24 protein-coding genes and 1 tRNA gene are annotated in these 22,286 nt (G+C 72.8%); 10 read left to right on the plus strand and 15 right to left on the minus strand.

What is annotated here, in order from left to right:
- Nucleotides 1-225 precede the first annotated feature (225 nt).
- Nucleotides 226-1,257, minus strand: coding sequence for a class II fructose-bisphosphatase (glpX, locus tag ACIQ5Y_RS33715; protein ID WP_384737260.1), 1,032 nt, complete (start codon nt 1,255-1,257; stop codon nt 226-228).
- Nucleotides 1,258-1,461: 204 nt separating this feature from the next.
- Between glpX and ACIQ5Y_RS33720 the strand changes: the two genes are divergently transcribed.
- Nucleotides 1,462-1,980, plus strand: a complete 519-nt coding sequence (locus ACIQ5Y_RS33720) for a DUF4245 domain-containing protein (RefSeq protein ID WP_403889504.1) — start codon at nt 1,462-1,464, stop codon at nt 1,978-1,980.
- 79 nt (nt 1,981-2,059) lie between these two features.
- Here the strand turns inward: ACIQ5Y_RS33720 and ACIQ5Y_RS33725 are convergent, their stop codons facing one another.
- The 4 genes from ACIQ5Y_RS33725 to ACIQ5Y_RS33740 form a co-directional block, all read right to left on the minus strand.
- Entirely contained in the window at nt 2,060-2,650 is a 591-nt protein-coding gene (locus tag ACIQ5Y_RS33725) for a malonic semialdehyde reductase (RefSeq protein ID WP_403889313.1), read from the minus strand.
- A gap of 137 nt (nt 2,651-2,787) precedes the next feature.
- The gene (locus tag ACIQ5Y_RS33730) at nt 2,788-3,024 is read right to left on the minus strand and encodes an exodeoxyribonuclease VII small subunit (RefSeq protein WP_403889316.1); all 237 of its coding nucleotides are present in this window, start codon (nt 3,022-3,024) and stop codon (nt 2,788-2,790) included.
- Nucleotides 3,025-3,096: 72 nt separating this feature from the next.
- The gene (gene xseA / locus ACIQ5Y_RS33735; protein ID WP_403889319.1) at nt 3,097-4,314 is read right to left on the minus strand and encodes an exodeoxyribonuclease VII large subunit; all 1,218 of its coding nucleotides are present in this window, start codon (nt 4,312-4,314) and stop codon (nt 3,097-3,099) included.
- Nucleotides 4,315-4,898: 584 nt separating this feature from the next.
- Complete coding sequence (locus ACIQ5Y_RS33740; protein WP_403889321.1) at nt 4,899-6,215, minus strand: tetratricopeptide repeat protein; 1,317 nt, start codon at nt 6,213-6,215, stop codon at nt 4,899-4,901.
- 250 nt (nt 6,216-6,465) lie between these two features.
- Here ACIQ5Y_RS33740 and ACIQ5Y_RS33745 point away from each other — a divergent pair, with 250 nt between their 5' ends.
- Nucleotides 6,466-6,891, plus strand: a complete 426-nt coding sequence (locus tag ACIQ5Y_RS33745; protein WP_403889324.1) for a hypothetical protein — start codon at nt 6,466-6,468, stop codon at nt 6,889-6,891.
- Nucleotides 6,892-6,925: 34 nt separating this feature from the next.
- Nucleotides 6,926-7,807, plus strand: coding sequence for a spermidine synthase (locus ACIQ5Y_RS33750; RefSeq protein WP_403889326.1), 882 nt, complete (start codon nt 6,926-6,928; stop codon nt 7,805-7,807).
- A gap of 54 nt (nt 7,808-7,861) precedes the next feature.
- On the opposite strand, the gene ACIQ5Y_RS33755 is transcribed toward ACIQ5Y_RS33750, so the two are convergent.
- Nucleotides 7,862-8,401, minus strand: a complete 540-nt coding sequence (locus ACIQ5Y_RS33755; protein WP_403889329.1) for a hypothetical protein — start codon at nt 8,399-8,401, stop codon at nt 7,862-7,864.
- Nucleotides 8,402-8,480: 79 nt separating this feature from the next.
- Here ACIQ5Y_RS33755 and ACIQ5Y_RS33760 point away from each other — a divergent pair, with 79 nt between their 5' ends.
- The 6 genes from ACIQ5Y_RS33760 to ACIQ5Y_RS33785 all read left to right on the plus strand — a co-directional run bounded on the left by ACIQ5Y_RS33760 (nt 8,481) and on the right by ACIQ5Y_RS33785 (nt 12,666).
- Nucleotides 8,481-9,170: a response regulator transcription factor gene (locus ACIQ5Y_RS33760; RefSeq protein ID WP_403889332.1), complete on the plus strand. Its 690-nt coding sequence runs from the start codon at nt 8,481-8,483 to the stop codon at nt 9,168-9,170.
- A gap of 10 nt (nt 9,171-9,180) precedes the next feature.
- On the plus strand, nt 9,181-10,620 hold the full coding sequence (locus ACIQ5Y_RS33765; protein ID WP_403889335.1) for a sensor histidine kinase: 1,440 nt from the start codon (nt 9,181-9,183) through the stop codon (nt 10,618-10,620).
- A 52-nt stretch (nt 10,621-10,672) separates the two neighbouring features.
- Nucleotides 10,673-10,837: a DUF5993 family protein gene (locus tag ACIQ5Y_RS33770; protein WP_376660919.1), complete on the plus strand. Its 165-nt coding sequence runs from the start codon at nt 10,673-10,675 to the stop codon at nt 10,835-10,837.
- 2 nt (nt 10,838-10,839) lie between these two features.
- Nucleotides 10,840-11,490 carry a disulfide bond formation protein B gene (locus tag ACIQ5Y_RS33775; RefSeq protein ID WP_403889338.1) on the plus strand — a complete coding sequence of 217 codons (651 nt, stop codon included), beginning with the start codon at nt 10,840-10,842 and terminating at the stop codon, nt 11,488-11,490.
- A gap of 103 nt (nt 11,491-11,593) precedes the next feature.
- A complete protein-coding gene (locus ACIQ5Y_RS33780) occupies nt 11,594-12,268 on the plus strand; it encodes an NADPH-dependent F420 reductase (protein WP_403889341.1) in 675 nt (224 codons plus the stop codon).
- Nucleotides 12,269-12,366: 98 nt separating this feature from the next.
- Nucleotides 12,367-12,666, plus strand: a complete 300-nt coding sequence (locus ACIQ5Y_RS33785) for a hypothetical protein (protein WP_403889344.1) — start codon at nt 12,367-12,369, stop codon at nt 12,664-12,666.
- A 9-nt stretch (nt 12,667-12,675) separates the two neighbouring features.
- On the opposite strand, the gene ACIQ5Y_RS33790 is transcribed toward ACIQ5Y_RS33785, so the two are convergent.
- From ACIQ5Y_RS33790 to ACIQ5Y_RS33810, 5 genes are all read right to left on the minus strand, one after another.
- Nucleotides 12,676-13,395: a hypothetical protein gene (locus ACIQ5Y_RS33790; RefSeq protein ID WP_403889347.1), complete on the minus strand. Its 720-nt coding sequence runs from the start codon at nt 13,393-13,395 to the stop codon at nt 12,676-12,678.
- A gap of 83 nt (nt 13,396-13,478) precedes the next feature.
- Nucleotides 13,479-14,849: a GH1 family beta-glucosidase gene (locus ACIQ5Y_RS33795; RefSeq protein ID WP_403889350.1), complete on the minus strand. Its 1,371-nt coding sequence runs from the start codon at nt 14,847-14,849 to the stop codon at nt 13,479-13,481.
- Entirely contained in the window at nt 14,846-15,742 is an 897-nt protein-coding gene (locus tag ACIQ5Y_RS33800; protein ID WP_403889353.1) for a carbohydrate ABC transporter permease, read from the minus strand. The genes ACIQ5Y_RS33795 and ACIQ5Y_RS33800 overlap by 4 nt, the downstream gene beginning before the upstream one ends.
- Entirely contained in the window at nt 15,667-16,620 is a 954-nt protein-coding gene (locus ACIQ5Y_RS33805; RefSeq protein WP_403889356.1) for a carbohydrate ABC transporter permease, read from the minus strand. The genes ACIQ5Y_RS33800 and ACIQ5Y_RS33805 overlap by 76 nt, the downstream gene beginning before the upstream one ends.
- A 361-nt stretch (nt 16,621-16,981) precedes the next feature.
- Nucleotides 16,982-18,310 carry an ABC transporter substrate-binding protein gene (locus tag ACIQ5Y_RS33810; protein ID WP_403889359.1) on the minus strand — a complete coding sequence of 443 codons (1,329 nt, stop codon included), beginning with the start codon at nt 18,308-18,310 and terminating at the stop codon, nt 16,982-16,984.
- A 119-nt stretch (nt 18,311-18,429) separates the two neighbouring features.
- Between ACIQ5Y_RS33810 and ACIQ5Y_RS33815 the strand changes: the two genes are divergently transcribed.
- The gene (locus ACIQ5Y_RS33815) at nt 18,430-19,458 is read left to right on the plus strand and encodes a LacI family DNA-binding transcriptional regulator (RefSeq protein ID WP_403889362.1); all 1,029 of its coding nucleotides are present in this window, start codon (nt 18,430-18,432) and stop codon (nt 19,456-19,458) included.
- 67 nt (nt 19,459-19,525) lie between these two features.
- Here ACIQ5Y_RS33815 and ACIQ5Y_RS33820 read toward each other — a convergent pair.
- From ACIQ5Y_RS33820 to ACIQ5Y_RS33835, 4 genes are all read right to left on the minus strand, one after another.
- Nucleotides 19,526-19,598: transfer RNA gene (locus ACIQ5Y_RS33820), tRNA-His, on the minus strand.
- Nucleotides 19,599-19,694: 96 nt separating this feature from the next.
- On the minus strand, nt 19,695-20,297 hold the full coding sequence (gene orn, locus ACIQ5Y_RS33825; protein ID WP_403889365.1) for an oligoribonuclease: 603 nt from the start codon (nt 20,295-20,297) through the stop codon (nt 19,695-19,697).
- 117 nt (nt 20,298-20,414) lie between these two features.
- A complete protein-coding gene (locus tag ACIQ5Y_RS33830) occupies nt 20,415-21,587 on the minus strand; it encodes a helix-turn-helix domain-containing protein (RefSeq protein WP_384589866.1) in 1,173 nt (390 codons plus the stop codon).
- A gap of 376 nt (nt 21,588-21,963) precedes the next feature.
- Nucleotides 21,964-22,284, minus strand: coding sequence for a hypothetical protein (locus ACIQ5Y_RS33835; RefSeq protein WP_403889368.1), 321 nt, complete (start codon nt 22,282-22,284; stop codon nt 21,964-21,966).
- Nucleotides 22,285-22,286 lie beyond the last annotated feature (2 nt).

A 22,286-nucleotide genomic window follows, 5' to 3' on the forward strand; every position in this document is an offset into this window, starting at 1 on the left:
GGCGGGGCGCCCCCCCCCCCCCCGGGCGCCGGCGCCCCGGGCCGGGCGGGCGGGGGGGGCCCCCCCCCCCCGCCCCGCCCCCCGGGGGGGGGGGGGGGGGGGGGGGGGGGGGGGGGCCCCCCCCCCCGGAACGGCGCCGCAGGTTCAGGGCGGAGGACACGACGGAGGGGCGGTCACCGTCTTGCGCGGTGACCGCCCCTCCGTCGTGCCCAGCGGGCCGCAGGCCTACTTCGCCCGGTCGAAGTCGATCGCGCTGTACGCGCGCAGCTTCGACAGGCGGTGCGTCGAGTCGATCTGTCGGATCGTGCCCGACTTCGAGCGCATGACCAGCGAGGACGTCGTCGCCGTCTCCGCGCGGTAGTGCACGCCGCGCAGCAGTTCGCCGTCGGTGATGCCGGTGGCGACGAAGAAGACGTTCTCGCCGGACACCAGGTCGTTCGTGGTCAGGACGCGGTCCAGGTCGTGGCCGGCGTCCAGGGCGCGCTGGCGCTCGGCTTCGTCCTTGGGCCACAGCTTGCCCTGGATCGTTCCGCCGAGGCACTTTATGGCGCAGGCCGAGATGATGCCCTCGGGGGTGCCGCCGATGCCGAGGAGCAGGTCCACGCCGGTGCCCTCACGGACCGCCATGACCGAGCCGGCGACGTCGCCGTCGGAGATGAACTTGATCCGGGCGCCCGTCTCGCGGATCTCCTTGACGATGCCCTCGTGGCGCGGGCGGTCCAGGATGACGACCGTGACGTCCTCGACGGCCATGCCCTTCGCCTTGGCGACGCGGCGGATGTTCACCGAGACGGGGGCGTTGATGTCGACGAAGTCGGCGGCCTCGGGGCCGGTGACGAGCTTCTCCATGTAGAAGACCGCGGAGGGGTCGAACATGGTGCCGCGGTCGGCGGCGGCCAGGACGGCGATGGCGTTCGGCATGCCCTTGGCGTTCAGGGTGGTGCCGTCGATCGGGTCCACGGCGATGTCGACCTCGGCACCGGTGCCGTCGCCGACCGCCTCGCCGTTGAAGAGCATCGGGGCTTCGTCCTTCTCGCCCTCGCCGATGACGACGACGCCGTTCATCGAGACGGTGGAGATCAGGGTGCGCATGGCGTTGACGGCCGCGCCGTCCGCGCCGAGCTTGTCACCGCGGCCGACCCAGCGGCCCGCGGCGAGGGCGGCGGCCTCCGTGACCCGGACGAGTTCCAGGGCGAGGTTGCGGTCGGGGGCCTCCGGAGAGACTACGAGCTGAGGCGGCAGGTTGTGCTCGGTCATCCGAGGGCACCTTTCTGGTCGGCGACGGCCGGTGAAGTGAGGGTGCTGGAACTCTATCGTCAGGTCGACAAATTGAGCAGACCGGGTCACTTATGAGCGGTATATCGGTCAGCCGATTGGCCTGAGCGGACACTCTCGACCCGCGAGGGCGGCCCCCGGCGGTGATCGCCGACAGCGATGCGGGACGATGGTGCCGTGGCAGGTATGAAAGGCAAGCAGACGGTCTGGGACATGGTCCGGTCGCTGGCGGTGATCGGCGTCGTCGTGGCGGGGATCTACATGTTCGTCCCCCATGACGACAAGGCCGACCCCACGCTCACGGTCGACTACCGAGTGGAGACGCTCACGGCCCGGCGCGCGGCCCCCTACCCGGTGGCCGCCCCCGTGGGGCTCCCGGAGCAGTGGCGGGCGACGTCGGTCTCGTACGAGCGCAAGAACGCCAACGCCTGGCACCTGGGCTTCCTCGATCCGGAGCAGCAGTACGTGGCGGTGGAGCAGTCCACGGACACCTCCGCCAAGAACCTCGGCCGGATCACCCAGAAGGCGAAGGCCACCGGGCAGACGCAGCAGGTCGGCGACGCGGCCTGGGAGCGCTGGGACGGCGAGAAGTACGACGCCCTCGTCCGCCAGGAGCAGGGCCACGTCACGGTGGTCACCGGGACGGCCTCCTTCGAACAGCTGGGCGCGATGGCGGCGGCGCTGGAGTTCAAGCAGGGCCGGTAGGCGGCCCGCGCGGCGCGAAGACGAAGAAAGGCGGCCCGCCCCGGAATCCCGGGGCGGGCCGCCTTTCGCGTACGCGGACTCAGACCGTGGTGACGACCTGGTCGAACTCCAGGCGCGGGGAGCGCGGGAACCAGGCGTCCTCGCCCGGCTTGCCGATGTTGATCACCATCAGCGGGGTGTGGTCGGCGTCCAGGAACTCCTTCTGGAGGCCCTGGAAGTCCAGGCCGGTCATCGGGCCCGCGGCCAGGCCGGCGGCGCGGATGCCGAGGATGAAGTACGCGGCCTGCAGGGCGGCGTTCACCAGCGCGGACTGCTCGCGGACCTGGCGCTCGGAGAAGAACGCGTCCTTGGCCTGCGGGAAGTGGGGCAGCAGCTGCGGGAGCTCCTCGTGGAACTCGTTGTCCGCGGAGAGGATCGCGACCAGCGGGGCGGCGGCGGTCTTGGCCTGGTTGCCCTCGGCCATGTGCTTCACGAGGCGCTCGCGGGCCTCGGGGGAGCGGACCAGGGTGATGCGCAGCGGGGTCTGGTTGAAGGCGGTCGGACCGTACTTCACCAGGTCGTAGATCGCCTGAACCTGCTCCTCGGTCACCGGCTCGTCCGAGAACGTGTTGGCGGTGCGGGCCTCGCGGAACAGGAGGTCCTGGGCGGCGGAGTCAAGAACGAGAGACATGCGGAAAGCCTTCTTCCATACGGAGGTGAAGCGATGTCCCGACTCTACGATCGAGGTAGATGAAATTTCAACTAAATCTGCCTCGGGGTGATCAGCATCACTCGTCGTTCGGGACCCTTTCCGCCCGCCCCGCCCGCCTAGTCGACCTCGCCCGCCCCGCCCGTCTCGGCCTGCTCGCGCTGCGCGAGAGCCGAGTCCAGCCGGGCCCTGGCCCCCTCCAGCCAGTGCCGGCAGACCTTCGCCAGCTCCTCGCCGCGCTCCCAGAGCGCCAGGGAGTCCTCCAGGGAGGTCCCGCCCGCCTCCAGCTTGCGGACGACCTCGACGAGTTCGTCGCGCGCCTGCTCGTACCCCAGCGCGGTTTCGGCCTCTGACATTCCTTTTCCACCCTATGTGTGCAATGCAACGGAACCGTTGCTTCAGTGTGTGAATTGGTTGATCACATGTGGCTAGTCGGATTCCGGAGCGACCCGCACGCCGAACTCGCCCTCCGCGACCCGGGCCCGCAGCACCTCGCCCTCCGCCACCTCCTGCGGGGAACGCACCACGTGCCCGTCGGCCCGCTGGAGCACCGCGTACCCCCGCTCCAGCGTCGCGGCGGGCGACAGCGCCACCACCCGGGCGAGGGTGTGTTCGAGCTCGGAATCGGCCCGGTCCAGCAGGTGCCCCAGGGTGCGCCGGCTGCGCGCCAGCAGCGCCTCCAGCTCGTCCTCCCGTACCTCCACCATCCGCTGCGGATGGACGAAGACCGGCCGGGCGAGCGCGTGCGCCAGACCCCGCTCCTCCCGGTCGAGGAGCCCGCGCACCGCGCGCAGCCCGCGACCCTGTAGCTGCCGTACCCGCTCCAGTTCCTCACCCACGTCGGGGACGACCTTCTTCGCGGCGTCCGTGGGCGTGGAGGCCCGCAGGTCCGCGACGAGGTCCAGCAGCGGGGTGTCCGGCTCGTGCCCGATCGCGGAGACCACGGGCGTGCGGGCCGCCGCGACGGTGCGCACGACCTCCTCGTCCGAGAAGGGCAGCAGGTCCTCGACGCTGCCGCCGCCTCGGGCCACGATGATCACGTCGACCTCGTCGAGCGCGTCCAGCTCCTTGACGGCCTGGATCACCTGGGGCACGGCGTGCACCCCCTGGACGGCCACGTTCCGCACCTCGAAGCGGACCGCGGGCCAGCGGCGCCGGGCGTTCTCCAGCACGTCGCGCTCGGCCGCCGACGCCCGCCCGACCACCAGCCCGATCAGCTGCGGCAGGAACGGCAGCGGCTTCTTCCGCTCCAGGGCGAACAGCCCCTCGGAGGCCAGCGACCGCTTGAGCCGCTCCAGCCGGGCCAGCAGCTCCCCGATGCCGACCGGCCGTATCTCCGTGGCCCGCAGCGACAGCTGCCCGCGCGGCGCGTACCACTCCGGCTTGGCCAGCAGTACGACCCGCGCGCCCTCCGAGACCACGTCCGCGACCTCGTCGAAGACCTGGCGGAAGCAGGTCACGCTGACCGAGATGTCGTGCGAGGGGTCGCGCAGCGTCAGGAAGACCACCCCCGCGCCCGGACGCCGGGACAGCTGCGTGATCTGCCCTTCCACCCACACCTGCCCGAGCCGCTCGATCCAGCCCCCGATGAGCCGGGACACCTGCCCCACGGGCAGCGGCGCCTCGGCCGATGTATTCAGACCCATGTGCGCAGGCTATCCGTCCCCGCTGACACGGCCTCAGCCCCGCCGGGGTGTCGTCGCCCCGCGGCCGCTCGCCTCCGGCGGGGCCGTTGTTCGGCTGCGGCGCCGTTTCGGGGGCTCTGCCCCCGCGCCCCCGCTCCTCAATCGCCGGAGGGGCTGGGTTTTCCGGGCCGGGGCCCCGCCCCTTGCGGGTCCTGCGCGGTGTCCCGGCGGGGCGTCTCCTCGTCCTCGCGCCTGCGGGCACCGTGAAAGTGCTGAGGCTGGTTGCGCGCTCGTCCTGCGGGGACGCCCCGCCGTGCCCCCGCTCCGCCAGTCCGGCAAGGCCCTGCCCGGGCTGGTCGGGAGCGTGCTGTTGGGGTGGGGGTCCGCAGGAGGGTCCCCGCAGGACGAGCGCGCAACCACCCCGACACGTCTCGCGGTGCCCGCAGGCGCGAGGACGAGGAGACACTCCGGAGGGCCCCCGCCCCAACCCTGCCGGTCCCGCCCAAGGACACCACCCAGCCTCGCCGGCGTTTGAGGCGCGGGGGTGCGGGGGCGGAGCCCCCGGCACGGCGCCGCACCCGACAGCGGAGCCTCGGCGCAGCCGGTCAGGCGGAGGCGTGGCGGGTCAGGAACGCGCCCACGCGGGGGGAGCGTTGGTGGGGGATCAGGGTGCGTGCCGTTTCCGAGAGCATCGCGCGGATGCGGGTGGAGTGGACCTCGTCCAGCAGGTCCAGCACCCGCCCGCCCGCCCAGGCCGCCTCGTCGGGGGCCCCGGCGCGGGCCAGGTCTCCGGCCAGTTCGGCGGTGTAGAGGGCCACGTTCCGGGCGAAGTGCGGGTCCTGGAGGTCGGCCGCGCGGCGGGCGTGCCGGGCCGCGCGGGCGTGTTCCCCGAGGGCCGCCCAGCACCGGGACTCCAGCGATTCCAGTTCGGCCTCGCCGAAGAAGGACATCCACTCGGGGTCGGCGCCCGCCGGGCCCCGGGAGAACTCCGTGTGCGCCCGGGTCAGCGCCTCCTCGCACGCCTTGCGGTCGGACAGCCCGGCCCAGCCCCCCGCCTCCCGGAGGGCCAGGAGGGAGAGGAGTCGTGGTGAGCCCAGCGAGCGGGCGGCCCGGCGGCCCGCCTGGGCCGCCCGTACGGCCTCGCGGGAGCGCCCGCAGTCCCGGGCCAGGAAGGCCATGTTGCTGAAGGCGTGAGCCTCCAGGCCGGCGTCCCCCGACACCCGGGCCGTGGCGAGGGCCTCCGCGTAGTGCGAGCGGGCGTCGTCGAAGCGGCCGGAGTCGTGGGCCAGCCAGCCGACGGAGACGGCCAGTTCCCCGGCGCCCGCGTGCAGCCGGTCCTCGGTGGACTGCCGGGTGGCTCCCGCGTCGAGGAGCGCGTACGCGGTGCGCAGCGGCTCCGCGGCCCTGCGGTAGAGGGCGTCCGCGCCGTGCCGGTCGTCGAGCAGCCGGATCTGGCGGACGGCGTCCTCGACGGCGGCGGCCTCGGACTCACCGGCGCGGGCGGGGAACCGGCGGGTGTCGCCGAGCAGGGTGAGGCTGAGGGTCGCGGCCGCCACGGTCGCGGAGCCTCCCGCCATGAACGCGCGACGCAGCACGTCGCTCTCCTTGGATGGGGTGAGGGGGAAGAAGGGGTCGGGGTCGGGTTCGCGCTGTGCCGAGCGGCCGCGGACCGCCTCCCTGGGGGCGAAGCCGAGGTCGGCCAGGGCGCGGCCGGGGAACATGTGCAGGAAGACCCGCTCGTACGCGTAGTTGGGGCAGCGGATCTCGCCGGACTCGACCCGGCCGATGTAGCGGGCGTCGCAGGAAACCGTTTCGCCGATTTCCTTCGCGGCCCGGCGCACCAGCGCGGCGAACTCGGCCGGGGAGTGCTGCCCGCGCAGCCGCCGGAACGTGGAGTTGGGTGAGTGGGGGGACGCCGCCATGGACGTGGCCTCTCTGGCAAGGAACCCAGCGCCGGTGCTGTGACGTGTGAGGTGGGGCCCGGCGCGCATGAACGTACCGCCAGTGCCGGGTCGTTGATGCGGTGTTTGGCTACAAAACGGATATCTCACCCGCGATCCGCCATGAACTGCCATCCTTTGCGGCGTCTTGCCGCCGCACCCGTTGACGTTCCCGTGCGTTGAACCCATGCGGATACGGATCGAGGAGGGGTTCCCCTTGGTGGAGGGCGGCATGGAGAGCACTGGAACGAACACCGCGCCCGATCCCGGCCGGGCCCCGGCCCCGGGCCCGGTGCCGGCCCTGGATCTGGACCTGGTGACCGTGCCCGCCCGGCAGGGGCTGGAGGCGGTGGACATCATCCGCCGCGCCGCGAGTCCCGCCGGCGGGGTCGGGCCGGTCCTGCACGACGGGTCGGGCGACACCCTCGGCTTCCTCGTCCCGCCCGGCACCGCCGACGCCTGGGACCTGCCGGGCAGCGCGTGTACGCAGACCAACGGGCGCGGAGTGCGGTTCGGCGACGCGGTCTCGCCGACGGCCGGCGCCACGGGCTGGCTGCTCCCGCCGGAAGCCGTCGGGCCGGTCACCGATCCGGCGGTGCTGCGCGCGGCGCTCGGCGAGGCGGCCCGGCTGATCGAGGCCGCGGACAACTGCCGCTGACCGGCGACCGCCCCTGACCGGGGACAATGGTCTGGTGGCAGGCAAGGACAGAGGCAAGGGCAAGCAGCGCGGCGGACGCGGCGGCGCCGAGGCGGTCGTCGGGCAGGTGGACGGCGGCCGGGCGGAGCTGGAGCCGGACCGGGAGCGTCCGGGCGCCTGGACGCTGCTGATCGACGGGGCCCCGCAGTCACACGTGGACCTGGACGATCCCGAGTACCTGGACTTCGCGTACCAGCGGCGGATCGGCCACCTGATCGACCTCGTCGCGCCCGCCCGCCGGCCGCTGAACGTGGTGCACCTGGGCGGCGGGGCCTTCACCCTGGCCCGCTACACCGCCGCCTCCCGGCCCCGCTCCACCCAGCAGGTCGTGGAGATCGACGCCGCGCTGGTGGCCTTCGTACGGGAACACCTGCCGCTGGACCAGCAGGCGCGGATCCGGGTCCGGGCGGTGGACGCGCGGGCCGGGCTGGCCAAGGTGCCGGACGGCTGGGCGGACCTGGTGATCGCGGACGTGTTCAGCGGGGCGCGCACCCCGGCGCACCTGACGAGCGCCGAGTTCCTGGACGACGTACGCCGTGCCCTGGCGCCCACCGGGTGGTACGTGGCCAACCTCGCGGACGGCCCGCCGCTGGCGCACCTGCGGGGCCAGATCGCGACGGCCGCGTCGCGGTTCGCGGAGCTGGCGCTGGCCGCGGATCCGGTCGTGTGGCGGGGGAAGCGTTTCGGCAACGCCGTGCTGGTGGCCTCGGACCGGGAACTGCCGGTCGCCGAGTTCACCCGCCGGGTCGCGAGCGACCCGCACCCGGGGCGGGTCGAGCACGGCCGGGCCCTGGCGGACTTCGCGGGCGGAGCGGCTCCCGTCGCGGACGCCTCGGCGGTGGCCTCGCCGCAGCCGCCGCCGTCGGTCTTCCGCTAGGGCCGTTCTCCCGGACCCTGCCGGTCGAGTCCGCTTCGTCCGGCGATCACGTGGTCAGGGGTCGATGATCTCCACCGTCGGCGCGTGGTCGTGCCAGGTGCAGAACACCGACACCTCGCGGCCGTCCTTGGTGAAGGTGACCCGGATCCAGTAGTCCTGCTTCCACACCTGCATCCGCCAGCCGGCCGCGGGGGTCGCGGAGACCAGCTCGGCCGAGGAGGCTCCGAGGTTGAAGACGACCCGGCCGCCGGAGACGGGATAGGCCTGCACCTTGCCCGAGGCCTCCTCCGGTTTGGCCGCCCGGGGGGAGGCCGACGGCTTCGAGGACGGCTTGCCGGCGGAGGGATCGGGGGAGGGCCCTGCGGAGGACGGCGTCGCGGGGCCGGGCGCCGGGGACCCCGACGGGGAGGGCGACTGCTCCGGCAGCGACCGGTGGGTCGAGGAGGACAGCGGCTGGGCGGCGGCCAGCGGCACCGCGAGCGGCGGATCGTAGGCCGTGCCCGACATGACGGTGTGCACGCCCCACCACGACAGGGTCACCGCGGCCCCGGTCGCCAGCACCCATGCCATGGCATGTACAAATCCTCGTTGCATCAGGGCACATACTGCACCACCCGTCACAAGAGCGTCCCGACACCCCGGTGGGCCCCCCGAATGGGCTACGGTGCGGGCCATGGCAAGTGTGCTCGTGGTCGAGGACGACCAGTTCGTACGTTCCGCCCTCATCCGGCACCTGACCGAGGCCTCGCACACCGTGCGGAGCGTCGGCACCGCCCTGGAGGCCCTGCGCGAGGTCGCCCACAACCGCTTCGACGTGGTCATCCTCGACCTCGGGCTGCCCGACCTGGACGGGTCGGAGGCACTGAAGATGCTGCGGGGCATCACCGACGTGCCCGTGATCATCGCGACCGCGCGCGACGACGAGGCCGAGATCGTCCGGCTGCTCAACGACGGCGCCGACGACTACCTGACCAAACCTTTCTCCGTGGAACACCTCTCCGCCCGGATGGCCGCCGTCCTGCGCCGTTCCCGCGCGGCCACCGGCGCCGAACCGCCCTCGCGCGTGCTGCGCGTCGGCGGGCTCGCCATCGACCCGCTGCGCCGCCAGGCCGAGCTGGACGGGACCGTACTGGACCTCACCCGCCGGGAGTTCGACCTGCTCACCTTCCTCGCCGGGCGGCCCGGGGTGGTCGTGGCCCGGCGCGAACTGCTCGCCGAGGTCTGGCAGCAGTCGTACGGGGACGACCAGACCATCGACGTCCACCTGTCCTGGCTGCGCCGCAAACTCGGCGAGACCGCCGCCCGGCCCCGCTACCTGCACACCCTGCGGGGCGTCGGGGTCAAGCTGGAGCCGCCGCAGTGAGGAGGCCCCTGTGAGGTGGGCGCTGGTCAAGGTGTGCCTCGCGGTCACCGCCATGGTGGTCGTGGCCTTCGCGGTGCCGCTCGGGCTCGTCGTCCAGGAAATGGCGAGCGACCGGGCCTTCTCCAACGCCGAACGGCAGGCCGCCACCATCGGACCCACCCTGTCCATCACCACCGACCCGGTGCAGCTGAGCAAGGCCGTGGAGTCCACGCAGATGGGCGCGGCCCGGCGGATGGCCGTCCACGTGCCCGCGATCGGCGGCGGCACCCCGGTGGAGATCGGCGGGGGCTGGGCCGGTGAACAGGCCGTCGCGGCGACCCGGCGGCTCGGGCGGGCCACGACGGCCTCCGTGGCGGGCGGGGGCTCGGCGCTGCTCCAGCCCACCGCCCTCGGCTCGGGGGACATCGCCGTGGTGGAGATCTTCGTACCGGAGAACGAGGTCAGCAACGGCGTCACCACGGCGTGGGCGATCCTCGCGGGCGTCGCCCTCGCGCTGATCGTCGGCTCGGTGGCGGTCGCCGACCGGCTCGGCGTCCGCCTGGTCCGGCCCGCCGAGCGGCTCGCGGACGCCGCCCACCAGCTCGGCGAGGGCAAGCTCGGCGCGCGGGTCCCCGAGGCCGGGCCGAAGGAACTGCGCTCGGCGGCCGTCGCGTTCAACGCGATGGCGGACCAGGTGGTGGAACTCCTCGCCAACGAACGGGAGCTGGCCGCCGACCTCTCGCACCGGCTGCGGACGCCGCTGACGGTGCTGCGGCTCAACACGGCCTCGCTCGGGGACGGTCCGGCCGCCGAGCAGACCCGGGCGGCGGTGGAGCAGCTGGAGCGCGAGGTCGACACCATCATCCGCACGGCCCGGGAACAGCGCCCCGCTACCGGGCTCGCCGGGGCGGGCGTGAACGCGGGGTGCGACGCCTCCGAGGTGATCCGGGACCGGATGGCCTTCTGGTCGGCGCTCGCGGAGGACGAGGGGCGCGAGGTGCGGCTCGCGGGTGTGGACCGTACGGTGCGCATCCCCGTGGCCCGGCCCGAACTGGCCGCCGCCCTCGACGCCATGCTCGGCAACGTCTTCCGGCACACCCCCGAGGGCACCCCCTTCGCGGTGGACGTCCACGACGCGGGCGACGCGGTCATCGTGCTGGTCTCCGACGCGGGCCCCGGCATCGACGACCCGGACGCGGCGCTGCGGCGCGGCAACGACGGCGCCCGCGACGGCTCCACCGGCCTCGGCCTGGACATCGTGCGCCGGGTCGCGGAGTCGACCGGCGGCGACGTGCGGCTGGGCCGCTCGGTGCTCGGCGGGACCGAGGTGCGGGTCTGGATCGGCCTGGACGGCCGCGACGGCGGCCGGGGCGGTGCGGGCGGCGTGCGGGTGCGGGGCGGCCGGCGCAAGCGGCGGGGACAAGCGAAACGACCGGGGGACAAGGGCGGCAACCAGGGACAAGCGAAGTAACCGGGGGCGCGCCTTGCGGGCGGTATGTCCGCATATCGATACCGTCCGGTCCATGGACACCCTCATCTTCGGCGGCCTCCTCGCCACACTGGTCGCCCTGTACCGGGAGTCGTCCCGGACGGTCGTGCTCGGGGCGTGGTGGGTCATGCTGATCGCCGCGATCCTGCTGATGGCGCACCACATCACCAGCAGCCTCGCCCTGAACCTGAGTTACTGACCATGACCGCGATGCACACGCTGCTGCCGGAGACCGCGCCGACCACCGGCCTGCTCGGCCGGGTCCAGTACTGGTTCGCCTGCTTCTTCGCCGTCGGCTGGACGGGGGTCGTCTGCGGCGGCCTCTACTACCAGTTCGGGCTGTGGGAGTACCCCTGCCCGCTCTGCATCGTGCAGCGGATGTTCATGCTGCTGGCCGCGATGGGCGCGGCGTACGTCGTCCGCACGGCGATGTCGCACGGCGTGCTGTCCGGTCGCGACTACATGACGGGCTGGGGCCTGTCCCTGGTCGCGGTGATCGCCGGCTCCTTCGCCTCCTGGCGGCAGACGACGCTGCACGTCCTTCCGGGGGACAAGGGGTACGGGAGCGAGGTCTTCGGGCTGCACCTGTACGTGTGGGCGTGGATCCTCTTCCAGGCCTCGGTGGTCGCCGTCGGCATCGTCATGGCCTTCGCCCACACGACGGCGGCCCGCACCGTCCCGGCGAACGTCCCCGGACCGCTGCGGACGGCCGGAACCTTCGCACTGGCCTTCCTCGGCCTCGTCATCGTCGTCAACATCGTGGCCGTCTTCTTCGAAGAGGGATTCCACTGGTTCCTGCCGGACGACCCGACCCGCTACCGGTTCTTCCACGACGTGGGGATGCCCGACTAGTCGATCTTCCGTACGGAATGCCGTGCGCGCTGGTTGAGTTGGACCCGGCATGCCACTTCGGCACGCCCCGCACCAGCTCATCGCGCTCGATTGGAAAACCGATATGCGTTACGCAGTCCTCGGCACCGGAATCGTCGGCCGCACCGTGGCCGCCCGGCTCGTCTCCCTGGGGCACGAGGTGGTCATCGGCACCCGCGACCCCGAGTCCACCCAGGCCCGCGCCGAGTGGGCCGACTGGCACGCGGGGCAGCCCGAGGTCGGGCTGCGCTCCTTCCCGGAGGCGGCCGGGTACGGCGAGGTCCTGGTCAACGCCACCGGCGGGCAGGCAAGCATCGCGGCCCTGACGGAGGCGGACGCCGCGCAGCTCGACGGCAAGATCCTGATCGACATCGCGAACCCGCTGGACTTCTCCCAGGGCTTCCCGCCGTTCCTCGACCCGGTGAACACCGACAGCCTCGGCGAGCTGATCCAGCGCACCTTCCCGGGGCTGCGGGTGGTCAAGACCCTCAACACGATGAACTGCCAGATCATGGTCGACCCGACCCGCGTCGCCGGGGACCACAACGTCTTCCTCTCGGGCGAGGACGCGGACGCGAAGAAGGCCGTACGCGAGCTGCTCTCCTCCTTCGGCTGGGAGGACGAGAGCATCCTCGACCTCGGCGGCATCGAGACGGCCCGGGGCACGGAGATGCTCCTGCCCGTCTGGCTCCGGCTGATGGGCTCGCTGGGCCACTCCGACTTCAACTTCCACATCCAGGGCGCGCACCCGAAGGCGTAGGCCCGGGGGCACCCGGACGGTGGCCGCCCGGACGGTGGCCGAGATGTTGCCGGGCCGGGCGGCCGCGCCGAACGTGGGCCTGACGGAAGGAGTCAGGCATGAGAGTCATGCTCAGGGCCCACATCGACACGGCCGCAGGCAACGAGGCGATCAAGAGCGGGGCCCTGCCCCAGGCGATCAAGAAGCTGATGGACACGGTCAAGCCGGAGGCGGCCTACTTCGGCCTGCACGAGGGCGTCCGGTCCTGCTGGATGGTCTTCGAGCTGGAGGACAGCTGGCGCCTGCCGCCCCTGTTCGAGGACATGTTCATGCAGTTCAACGCCGAGATCGAGGTCGGCCCCGTCATGAACGCCGAGGAGCTCGCGAAGGGGCTGGCGGCGATGTCGTCCACGCCCTGACCGCGCGTGTCACGGTGAATGCCGGGATGTGGGAAGCAGCCACCTCCCGGCCACCACCAGCAGGGCGATCGGGACGACGATCCGGTACCAGAGGGGGGCGTCGAGGAAGATCGACCCCAGCACCCCCAGCGGTACGAGCGCCAGCGCGCCCGCGAGGATCCACCCGGCCACCGCGAGCGGCCGGGTCCGGCCGCCCTGGTACTCCTCGGGGTGGCGCAGCAGCCACCAGCCGGCCCACAGCCCGAAGAGGCCGCCCGCCGCGAGCGCGAGGCCGAAGGCGATGCCCCAGCGGGAGTCGCCGTCAGGGTCCGCCCCGGTCGCCTGGGTGACGGCCTGCCGCGACACCGCGGTGATCTCGCCCCGCCAGACGCGGGCGGTGACCCGGTCACCCTTGCGCAGCCGGTAGGCGAGGGGCTGCCCTCCGAAGAAGTGGACACGGACGCGACCGTCCTCGTTGGTGAGGGAGGCCCGGTAGCCCGACGATCGGCCGCCGCTCGCCTCGGCATCGACCACCGTGTACGGGATCTCGCGCAGGCAGTCCTCGTCCGGGAGCGGAGCGGCCGTCGGGCAGGGCCGGGCCGCGGCGTAGGCCCGTTCCTCCGCGAGCGTGACCGGGATCCCGACGAGGACGGCGGCGGCCAGGGCCAGGCAGACCAGCCCGCCGAGCAGCGCCAGGGCGCCCAGCCGGCGGGGGCGGGGCGGACGCGCGGAACGCTTGGAACGGCGCACGGATCCCCCCCCGGAGCGGCCAGGCGGCCGGACCCCCGGCCGCACCCGTGGCCACGATAGGCCCGGGCGCGGCCGGGGAGGCGTCAAGAGCGCGACAAGAAACCGGACTTGGCCAGGCGGGCGTACCAGTGGGCGCTGGAGCGCGGTGTCCGGGTCTGGGTCTCGTAGTCGACGTGGACGATGCCGAAGCGCTTGCCGTAGCCGTAGGACCATTCGAAGTTGTCCATCAGCGACCACAGGAAGTAGCCCTCCACCGGGGCACCGTCCGCCAGCGCCCGGTGGACCTCGGCCAGGTGGGCCTCCAGATAGCCGATGCGGGCCGGGTCGTGCAGCGCGGGGCCGTACGCCGCGCCGTTCTCGGTGACCAGGAGCGGCACGCCGGGGGCTTCGCGGGCGCAGTGCGTGAGGAGGTCGTAGAGGCCCGTCGGATCCACCGACCAGCCCATGTCGGTCCGCTCGCCCGGGGGTTGGTGGAAGGCCACCCCCTCCGCGCCCGGCCAGGGGGAGTGCTCCCCGCCGCCGTGGCCGTCCTCGCGCGGGCCGGGCGCGCCGTCTGGGGCCGCCGAGACCAGCGCCGGGGTGTAGTAGTTCACGCCCAGGAAGCCGAGCGGCCGGTGGATCAGCGCCTCGTCGCCGGGGCGGACGAAGGACCAGTCCGTCAGGGCGGCGGTGTCCGCGAGGAGGTCCTGCGGATAGGCACCGTGCAGCAGCGGGCCGGTGAAGATCCGGTTGGCCAGGGCGTCGATGCGGCGCACGGCGTCCGCGTCGGCCGCCGAGCCGGTCAGCGGCCGTACCGCGCTCAGGTTGAGCGCGATGCCCGTCCGCGCCGACGCGGGCAGCGCGGCGGCGGCCAGACCGTGCGCCAGGTTCAGGTGGTGGGCTGCGCGCAGCGAGTCCGCGGGGGAGGTCCGGCCCGGGGCGTGGACCCCGGAGGCGTAGCCGAGGAAGGCGCTGCACCAGGGCTCGTTGAGGGTGGTCCACAGCTCCACCCGGTCGCCCAGAGCCGCCGAGACCAGGGAGGCGTACTCCGCGAAGGCGTACGCCGTCTCCCGCTCGGGCCAGCCCCCCGCGCTTTCCAGTTCCTGAGGCAGGTCCCAGTGGTACAGGGTCACGCACGGCTTGATCCCGTACGAGAGCAGCTCGTCGACGAGCGCGTCGTAGAAGCCGATCCCGCCGGCCAGCACCCGCGGCCAGGACACCGAGAACCGGTAGGCACCCAGCCCCAGTCCGGCCATCAGCCGCACGTCCTCGCGCCACAGCCGGTGGTGGTCCACGGCCACCTCGCCCGTGTGGCCGCCGTACACCTTGCCCGGCGTGGCGCAGAAGGTGTCCCAGATGGACGGCCCGCGCAGCCCGGCCGCCCCCTCGATCTGGAAGGCCGCGGTGGCCGTGCCCCACAGGAACCCCTCGGGGAAACGGACGCCTTCCATCGGCACACTCGGCACAGTCGTCATCCTTTGACCGCTCCCTGCATGATGCCGCCGACGATCCGGCGGCCGAAGACGAGGAACACCAGCAGAAGCGGGAGCGTGCCCAGCAGCGCACCCGCCATGATCACCGACTGGTCGGGGATGTAGCCCCGGCCCAGCCCGGTCAGGGCCACCTGCACCGTCGGGCTGCCGTTCTGGGTCAGCGCGACGATCGGCCAGAAGAAGTCGTTCCAGGCCATGACGAAGGTCAGCATGGCCAGCACCGCCATCGCCGGCCGGGCCGCCGGGAACACCACGTGCCACACGATCCGCAGCGAGTGCGCCCCGTCCATGCGGGCCGCCTCCACCAGTTCCGACGGCAGCGCCCGGGTCAGGTACTGCCGCATGAAGAACACCCCGAACGCGGAGACCAGGGTCGGCAGGACCACGGCCTGGAGCCGGTCGGTCCACGACAGCCGTGCGATCAGCATGTACAGCGGGACCACGCTCAGCTGCGGCGGGATCAGCATCGTGCCGACCACCAGCGACATCAGCAGCCGGCGGCCCCGGAAGCGGAGCTTGGCGAAGGCGAAGCCCGCCAGGGTGGAGAACAGCACCGTACCGGCCGCCACCGTGCCCGCCACGATCACCGTGTTGAGCAGGGCCGTGCCCATGTTCGCGTCGGTCCAGGCGACCCGGAGGTTGCGCCCCAGGTTCCCGCCGAACCAGAACGGCGGCGGGGTCTGCGCGAGACGCGTACTGCTCCTGGAGGCCGCGATCGCCGTCCACACGAGGGGGAAGAGCGAGCCGACGGTGAACAGGGCGAGGACCGCGTACGCGAACCGGCCCGCGCGCAGGGACCTCATCGGGACGCCTCCCGTCCGCGCAGCAGCCGCGCCGCGCCCGCGACGACCAGCAGGATCAGGAACATCGCCCATGCGATCGCCGAGGCCCGCCCCAGGTGAAGGTTCACCCAGCCCTGCTCGTACAGGTACAGCCCGAGTGTCTGGAACTGGTGGTCCGAGCCGCCCGTCGCGCCCGCCCCGCCGTTGAACAGCAGCGGCTCGCCGAAGAGCTGCGTCGCCCCGATCGTCGACACCACGCAGGTGAAGAAGATCGTCGGACGGAGCGAGGGCACGGTCACGTGGACGAACTGCTGCCACCGGGAGGCCCCGTCCAGGGCCGCCGACTCGTACAGTTCGCCCGGCACGGCCTGCATGGCCGCCAGGTAGATCAGCGCGTTGTAGCCGGTCCACCGCCAGATCACGATGGCGGACACCGCCAGCTGCGAGGCGAAGGTGCCGTTCTGCCAGTCCACCGGCCCGAAACCGAGCGCCGACAGCGCCCAGTTGACCATCCCGTAGTCCCGGCCGAAGAGCAGTACGAAGACCAGCGTGGCCGCCGCCACCGAGGTCGCGTACGGGGTGAGCATCGCGACCCGGAAGAAGGTCGAGCCGCGCAGCCTGTGGTTGAGGAGGTGGGCCACTCCGAGCGCGATCGCCAGCTGCGGCACCGTGGACAGCAGCCCGATGGTGACGGTGTTGCGCAGCGCGTTCCAGAAGAACTCGTCGTCCCAGAGGCGGGTGAAGTTCCGCAGTCCCACCCACGTCATCGAATCGGGATCGGTCAGCTCCACCTGGTGCAGCGCCGCCCAGCCCGTGTACAGCAGCGGGAACAGCCCGAAGGCGGCGAAGAAGAGGAAGAAGGGCGCCACGAAGGCGTACGGGCTCCAGCGCACGTCCCACCGGTGGCGGCGGCTCCTCGCGGGGCGGCGGGAGGGGACGGCGGCGGCCACCAGCACGGTCTGGTCACTCACCGGCCCACCACCCCCGAAACGTGCGCCTGCCCCCGCCGGCCCCGACGGCACGCCCCCGCCCCAGGTCGCGCCTCGGCCCGGTCCCCGGGCCCTGCCCCGTGCCGGTCCCCGGGCCCTGCCCCGTGCCGGGCCCCGGGCCCTGCCCCGTGCCGGGCCCCGTGCCGGGCCCCGTGCCGGGCCCCGTGCCGGGCCCCGGGCCAGACCGGGGCCCGCGCCCCAGGCCGGTCTTCGGGCTGCGCCCCGGGCGGGGGCACGGCCCGTGCCGTGGGCTGTGCCCCGGGCAGCCGCGCCCCGGGCCGGGCTTCGCGCTGGGCCCCGGGCCGGCCCACGGCCCGCGGTCCAGGCCGCGCCACCCGCCCGTTCACTGGGCCAACGCGTTGTCGATGGCCTTCACCGCGGCCTCCCAGCCCTCCTGCGGGCTGCGGCCCTTCTGGTCGACCTGGAGCATCCCGATGTCCGCCAGGTTCTGCGCGATCACCAGGTCCTTCGGGCCGACCGCCGCCACCGGCACCCCCTGCGCCGCCTTCGCGAAGATCTCGCCGATCGGGGCCCCGCCGAAGTACTCGTGCTTCGCGCCCGACACGGAGGGGAGCGTGTACGCCGCGCTCGCGCTCGGGAAACTGCCCCGCTTCTCGAAGAGCTTTGCCTGCTGCGCCGGGGCCGTCAGCCAGGCCGCCAGCTTCGCGGCCTCCTCGGCGTGCTTGCCCACCTTCGGCACCACCAGGAAGGAGCCGCCCCAGTTGCTCGGCTTCGGCGCCTGCGCCACGTCCCACTTGTCCTTGCCGGCCGGGCCCGCCTTGTCCTGGATGTAGCCCAGCATCCAGGCCGGGCAGGAGATCGTGGCGAAGGATCCGTTCGCGAAGCCCTGGTCCCAGGCCGGGGTGAACTGCTGGAGCTTCGCGCTCAGCCCCTCCGTGGCGAAGGACGCCGCCAGGTCGAAGGCACCGCGCACCGCCGGGTTGGTCTTGTGGACGACCTTGCCCTGGTCGTCGTAGAACCGCTGCGCTCCGCTGCCGGTCACCGCCGCCATCACGCCCGAGGCCGAGTCCACGAAGGCCTTCCCCTCCCCGGCCTTCGCCTTGTAGGCCTTGCCGGCCTCCAGGTACTTGCTCCAGTCGCCCGCCCACAGCGCACCGACCGCCGCCCGGTCCGTGGGCAGCCCGGCCGCCTCGAAGAGGTCCTTGCGGTAGCAGATGCCCTGCGGGCCGATGTCGGTGCCGAGACCCACCGTGGCCCCGCCCTTGGCCGCGCTCGCCGTGCCCTGCGCCCACTTCCACGGCAGGTACGCCGACTTGTCCACGCCTGGCGCCTTGCCCAGGTCGACCAGCTTGTCGGCCTGGGTGGCGGTGATCTCGGCGATGTTGTTGACCTCGACGGCCTGGATGTCCGCGAGCCCGCTGCCCGTGCCCAGGTGGGTGAGGAGCTGCGGGTAGTAGTTCTCGTTCCGCTCGATGGAGGTCTGCTCGATGCGGATCCCGGGATGCTGCGCCATGTACTCGTCGTAGAGCCCGGCCTCCTGGAGGCCGAAGGCCCCGAAGACCCCGACGGTGAGGGTGGTCTTCGCCTTCCCGTCGCCGGACGGGGCGCCGGTAGCGGACGGCTCGGCGGGATCCTCCGCGCACCCCGCGAGGAGCAGGGCGGCCGCGCCGATCAGACCGGCGGTGGTGACAAGGGCTCTTCGGGCTCGCATCGGGGTCCTCCATGGGGGACGGAACGTGCCGGATGTCGCGTGGCGTCGGTTGTTCCGTGCCACAGTGTGGGAGCGCTCCCACGGTCGTCAAGAGGTAGATTCACATCCGGGAGGAAGCCATGAACGGGCAAGCGCGCGGTGGGGGACGGCCGACCCTTGAGGAGGTCGCGGCGCGGGCCGGAGTCGGCCGGGGCACGGTCTCCCGGGTGATCAACGGATCTTCCAAGGTCAGCGAGGGGACCAGGGCCGCCGTCGAACGGGCGGTCGCCGAGCTGGGGTACGTGCCCAACCGCGCCGCCAGGGCCCTCGCGGCCAACCGGACCGACGCCATCGCGCTCGTGATCCCCGAGCCCGAATCCCGCTTCTTCGCCGAGCCGTACTTCTCCGACGTGGTCCGCGGAGTCGGCGCGGCCCTCGCCGAGACCGACGTCCAGCTGGTGCTCACCCTCGCCGGTGGCGACCGCGAGCGCCGCCGCCTCGCCCAGTACCTGTCCGGGCACCGCGTCGACGGGGTGCTGCTCGTCTCCGTCCACGCGGGCGACCCGCTGCCGGAGATGCTGGCCGAGCTCGGCATCCCGACGGTGATCAGCGGTCGCCGCTCCGCCGACGAGCCGCTGCCGTGCGTGGACTCCGACAACCTGGCGGGCGCCGCCGAGGCCGTACGCCACCTCCTCGGCCGGGGTCGGCGGGAGACAGCCGTGATCACCGGCCCACTGGACGTGTACGGCGCCCAGTGCCGCCTCGACGGCTACCGGCAGGCCCTGGAGGCCGCCGGGCGGCCCGTGGACGAGCGGCTGGTCGCGATCGGTGACTTCACCGAGGAAGGCGGCCGGCGGGCCATGCGCGAGCTGCTGGAGCGCCGCCCCGCACTGGACGCGGTCTTCGCGTGCTCGGACGTCATGGCGGCCGGCGCGCGCCGGGAGCTGCGCGCGGCCGGGCGCCGGATCCCGCAGGACGTGGCACTGGTCGGCTTCGACGACTCGGTGGTGGCCCGGCACATGGACCCGCCCCTGACGAGCGTCCGCCAGCCGATCGAGGAGATGGGCCGGACGATGGCGCGGATGCTGCTGGACCGGATCGGCGGGGAGGGCGAAGGGGCCACGGGCGTGGTCCTGCCGAACCGACTCGTGGTCCGGGACTCCTCGTAGGGCTCCCGGCCGGCTCCGGAACACGCAGAAGGCCCGGTCCGCTTTCGCGGACCGGGCCTTCTCGCAGGGTGAGTGACGGGACTTGAACCCGCGGCCACCTGGACCACAACCAGGTGCTCTACCAACTGAGCTACACCCACCATGTCCGGTCGGGGAAACCGACCGGCCGAAGAAAAGGGTACAGGGTCCGGGAGGGTGCTCGCTCCCCCCTTGTTCCGCGCCCGGCTCCGGTGTGGCTATTCGCCGCTCACCACGTGCTTCGCGGCGATGGCCCGCGCGGTGTCGGTGTCGGGCCCGGGCTGGGGCACGAAGACCGCCTCCCGGTAGTAGCGCAGCTCGGCGATGGACTCCCTGATGTCCGCGAGCGCCCGGTGGTTGCCGTTCTTCGGCGGGCTGTTGAAGTAGGCCCGCGGGTACCAGCGGCGCGCCAGCTCCTTGATCGAGGACACGTCCACGATCCGGTAGTGCAGGTGGCCCTCCAGCGCGGGCATGTCGCGCAGCAGGAAACCGCGGTCGGTGCCGACCGTGTTCCCGCAGAGCGGCGCCTTGCGGGGTTCCTTCACGTGCTCCCGTACGTAGGCCAGGACCTGCGCCTCGGCGTCCGCGAGAGTGGTCCCGCCGGCCAGCTCTTCGAGCAGTCCGGACGAGGTGTGCATCTCGCGCACCACGTCGGGCATGGTCTCCAGGGCGCGGTCCGGCGGGCGGATCACGATGTCCACGCCTTCGCCGAGCACGTTGAGCTCCGAGTCGGTGACCAGTGCGGCCACCTCGATAAGTGCGTCGTCCGTCAACGAGAGCCCGGTCATCTCGCAGTCGATCCACACCATGCGATCGTTCATGTGTCCCACCTTATGCGGTTGCCCGGGGCTCCGGTGGTGTCCGGCGGGTCGTACGCGGAAGGTCCCCCACCGGTGGTGACCGGTGGGGGACCTTCCATGCCGTACCCGTTGTGAGGGTTACGCGTGTTCGCGCAGGACCCGGCCCGGAGCGTAGAGCTCCGTCACCGTCGGGCCCGTCGCGGCCAGGGCCGCCGCGGCCCGCTGGGGCTGCGGGGTGCGCTGGTGCGGCACCGGGGCGGACTGGATGTCGGACACCTGGGCCACGTCGGACTGCGGACGGCGTGCCCGGTAGGCCGAGCGGTAGGCGGCCGGGGAGGACCCCAGCTGCCTGCGGAAGTGACCGCGCAGGGCGACCGGCGACCGGAACCCGCAGCGCCCGGCGACCTCGTCGACCGAGTAGTCGGAGGTCTCCAGCAGCCGCTGTGCCTGGAGCACCCGCTGGGTGATCAGCCACTGCAGCGGCGCGCTGCCGGTCAGCGAGCGGAACCGCCGGTCGAAGGTGCGCCTGCTCATGTAGGCGCGGGCCGCCAGGGTCTCCACGTCGAACTGCTCGTGGAGGTGCTCCAGCGCCCAGGCGACGACCTCGGCCAGCGGGTCGGCGCCGATCTCCTCCGGCAGCGACCGGTCGAGGTAGCGCTCCTGGCCGCCGGTGCGGCGCGGCGGCACGACGAGCCGGCGGGCCAGTGCCCCGGCCGCCTCGCTGCCGTGGTCCGTGCGCACGATGTGCAGGCACAGGTCGATTCCGGCCGCGGTGCCCGCGGACGTGAGCACGTCGCCGTCGTCGACGAACAGCTCGCGCGGATCGACGTGGACGGACGGGTACCGCTTGGCCAGCGTCGGCGCGTACATCCAGTGCGTCGTCGCGGGCCGACCGTCGAGCAGACCGGCGGCGGCGAGCACGAAGGCCCCCGTGCACAGTCCGACGATCCGGGCGCCCTCCTCGTGCGCCAGACGCAGTGCGTCGAGCGCCTCCGGAGGCGGCGGTGAAGTGATGGAACGCCACGCGGGCACGACGACCGTGCCTGCCCGGGCGATCGCCTCCAACCCGTACGGCGCGGTCAGTTCGAGTCCGCCGGTGGTCCGCAGCGGACCGTCCTCCCCGGCGCACACGAGCAGTCGATAGCGTGGAACTCCCGCGTCCTGCCGGTCAATGCCGAACACGGAAAGTGGAATGGAGCTCTCGAAGATCGGCCCGCCGCTGAACAGCAGCACCGCGACGATCTCCCTGCGGCGACGCCCCGCGAGCTTCCGTCCCGCGTCAGCGATGACTGCGGTGGAATCCTGGCTCATGGCGCTAAGCCCCCCTTGGGTGTCGCGACTCCTTGGTCTGGTCGCACCTGCACGTTTCCCCTCGGCCTTGCACGTGGATCCCCCGCCGTAAATACATGATCGAATCTACTGCGTCCCGTGGTGTCGGCGTGACAAGTTCAGCACGCAGCGCTATGTCGACTTCTCAACTTGGCGAAAAGCATTCGATCAGGAAGCGTTCCACTCCGCTACCTGTACGGCGGCCGTTGCGGGCGCTCGTGGCCAGTACGCATGGGGTCTTGACGCCTCGTTGACCCTGTAGTCCCTGGTGGTGGGGGGGTTGGGGAGACATTCCGACAAGGAAGCGGTCTTGCCGGGAAGTTGGCTGAAAACATGCGGGTGTGGGTGTGCGAATCAGTCAGTCCTGCGGGTCCGGGGGCTCGGAAGCGCCGCAGCCGCGACGTCCACCGGCCGCTGCGCGGGGGCGCCGGCGGCGGTGCGCGGGCGGAAGGTACTCCTCCGACAGCACCCGCGCGGCGGCCCGCTCCGTCCGTTCCGAGTGGCGCAGCAGCACCCGGCACGCGGCCGTGACGGCGAGCAGCCCGAGGGTGGCGACCGCGGCCCCGCCGAAGGAGGTCCCGTAGACGACGAGGACCACGGGGACGAGCAGGCAGCTGAAGGCGGCCCAGCGCACGACGTCACCCGCGGGGTCGTCGTGGTGCCGTCCGGCGGAGTGCACGG

The sequence above is a fragment of the Streptomyces sp. NPDC096339 genome (assembly GCF_044762985.1).
Lineage (GTDB): Bacteria > Actinomycetota > Actinomycetes > Streptomycetales > Streptomycetaceae > Streptomyces.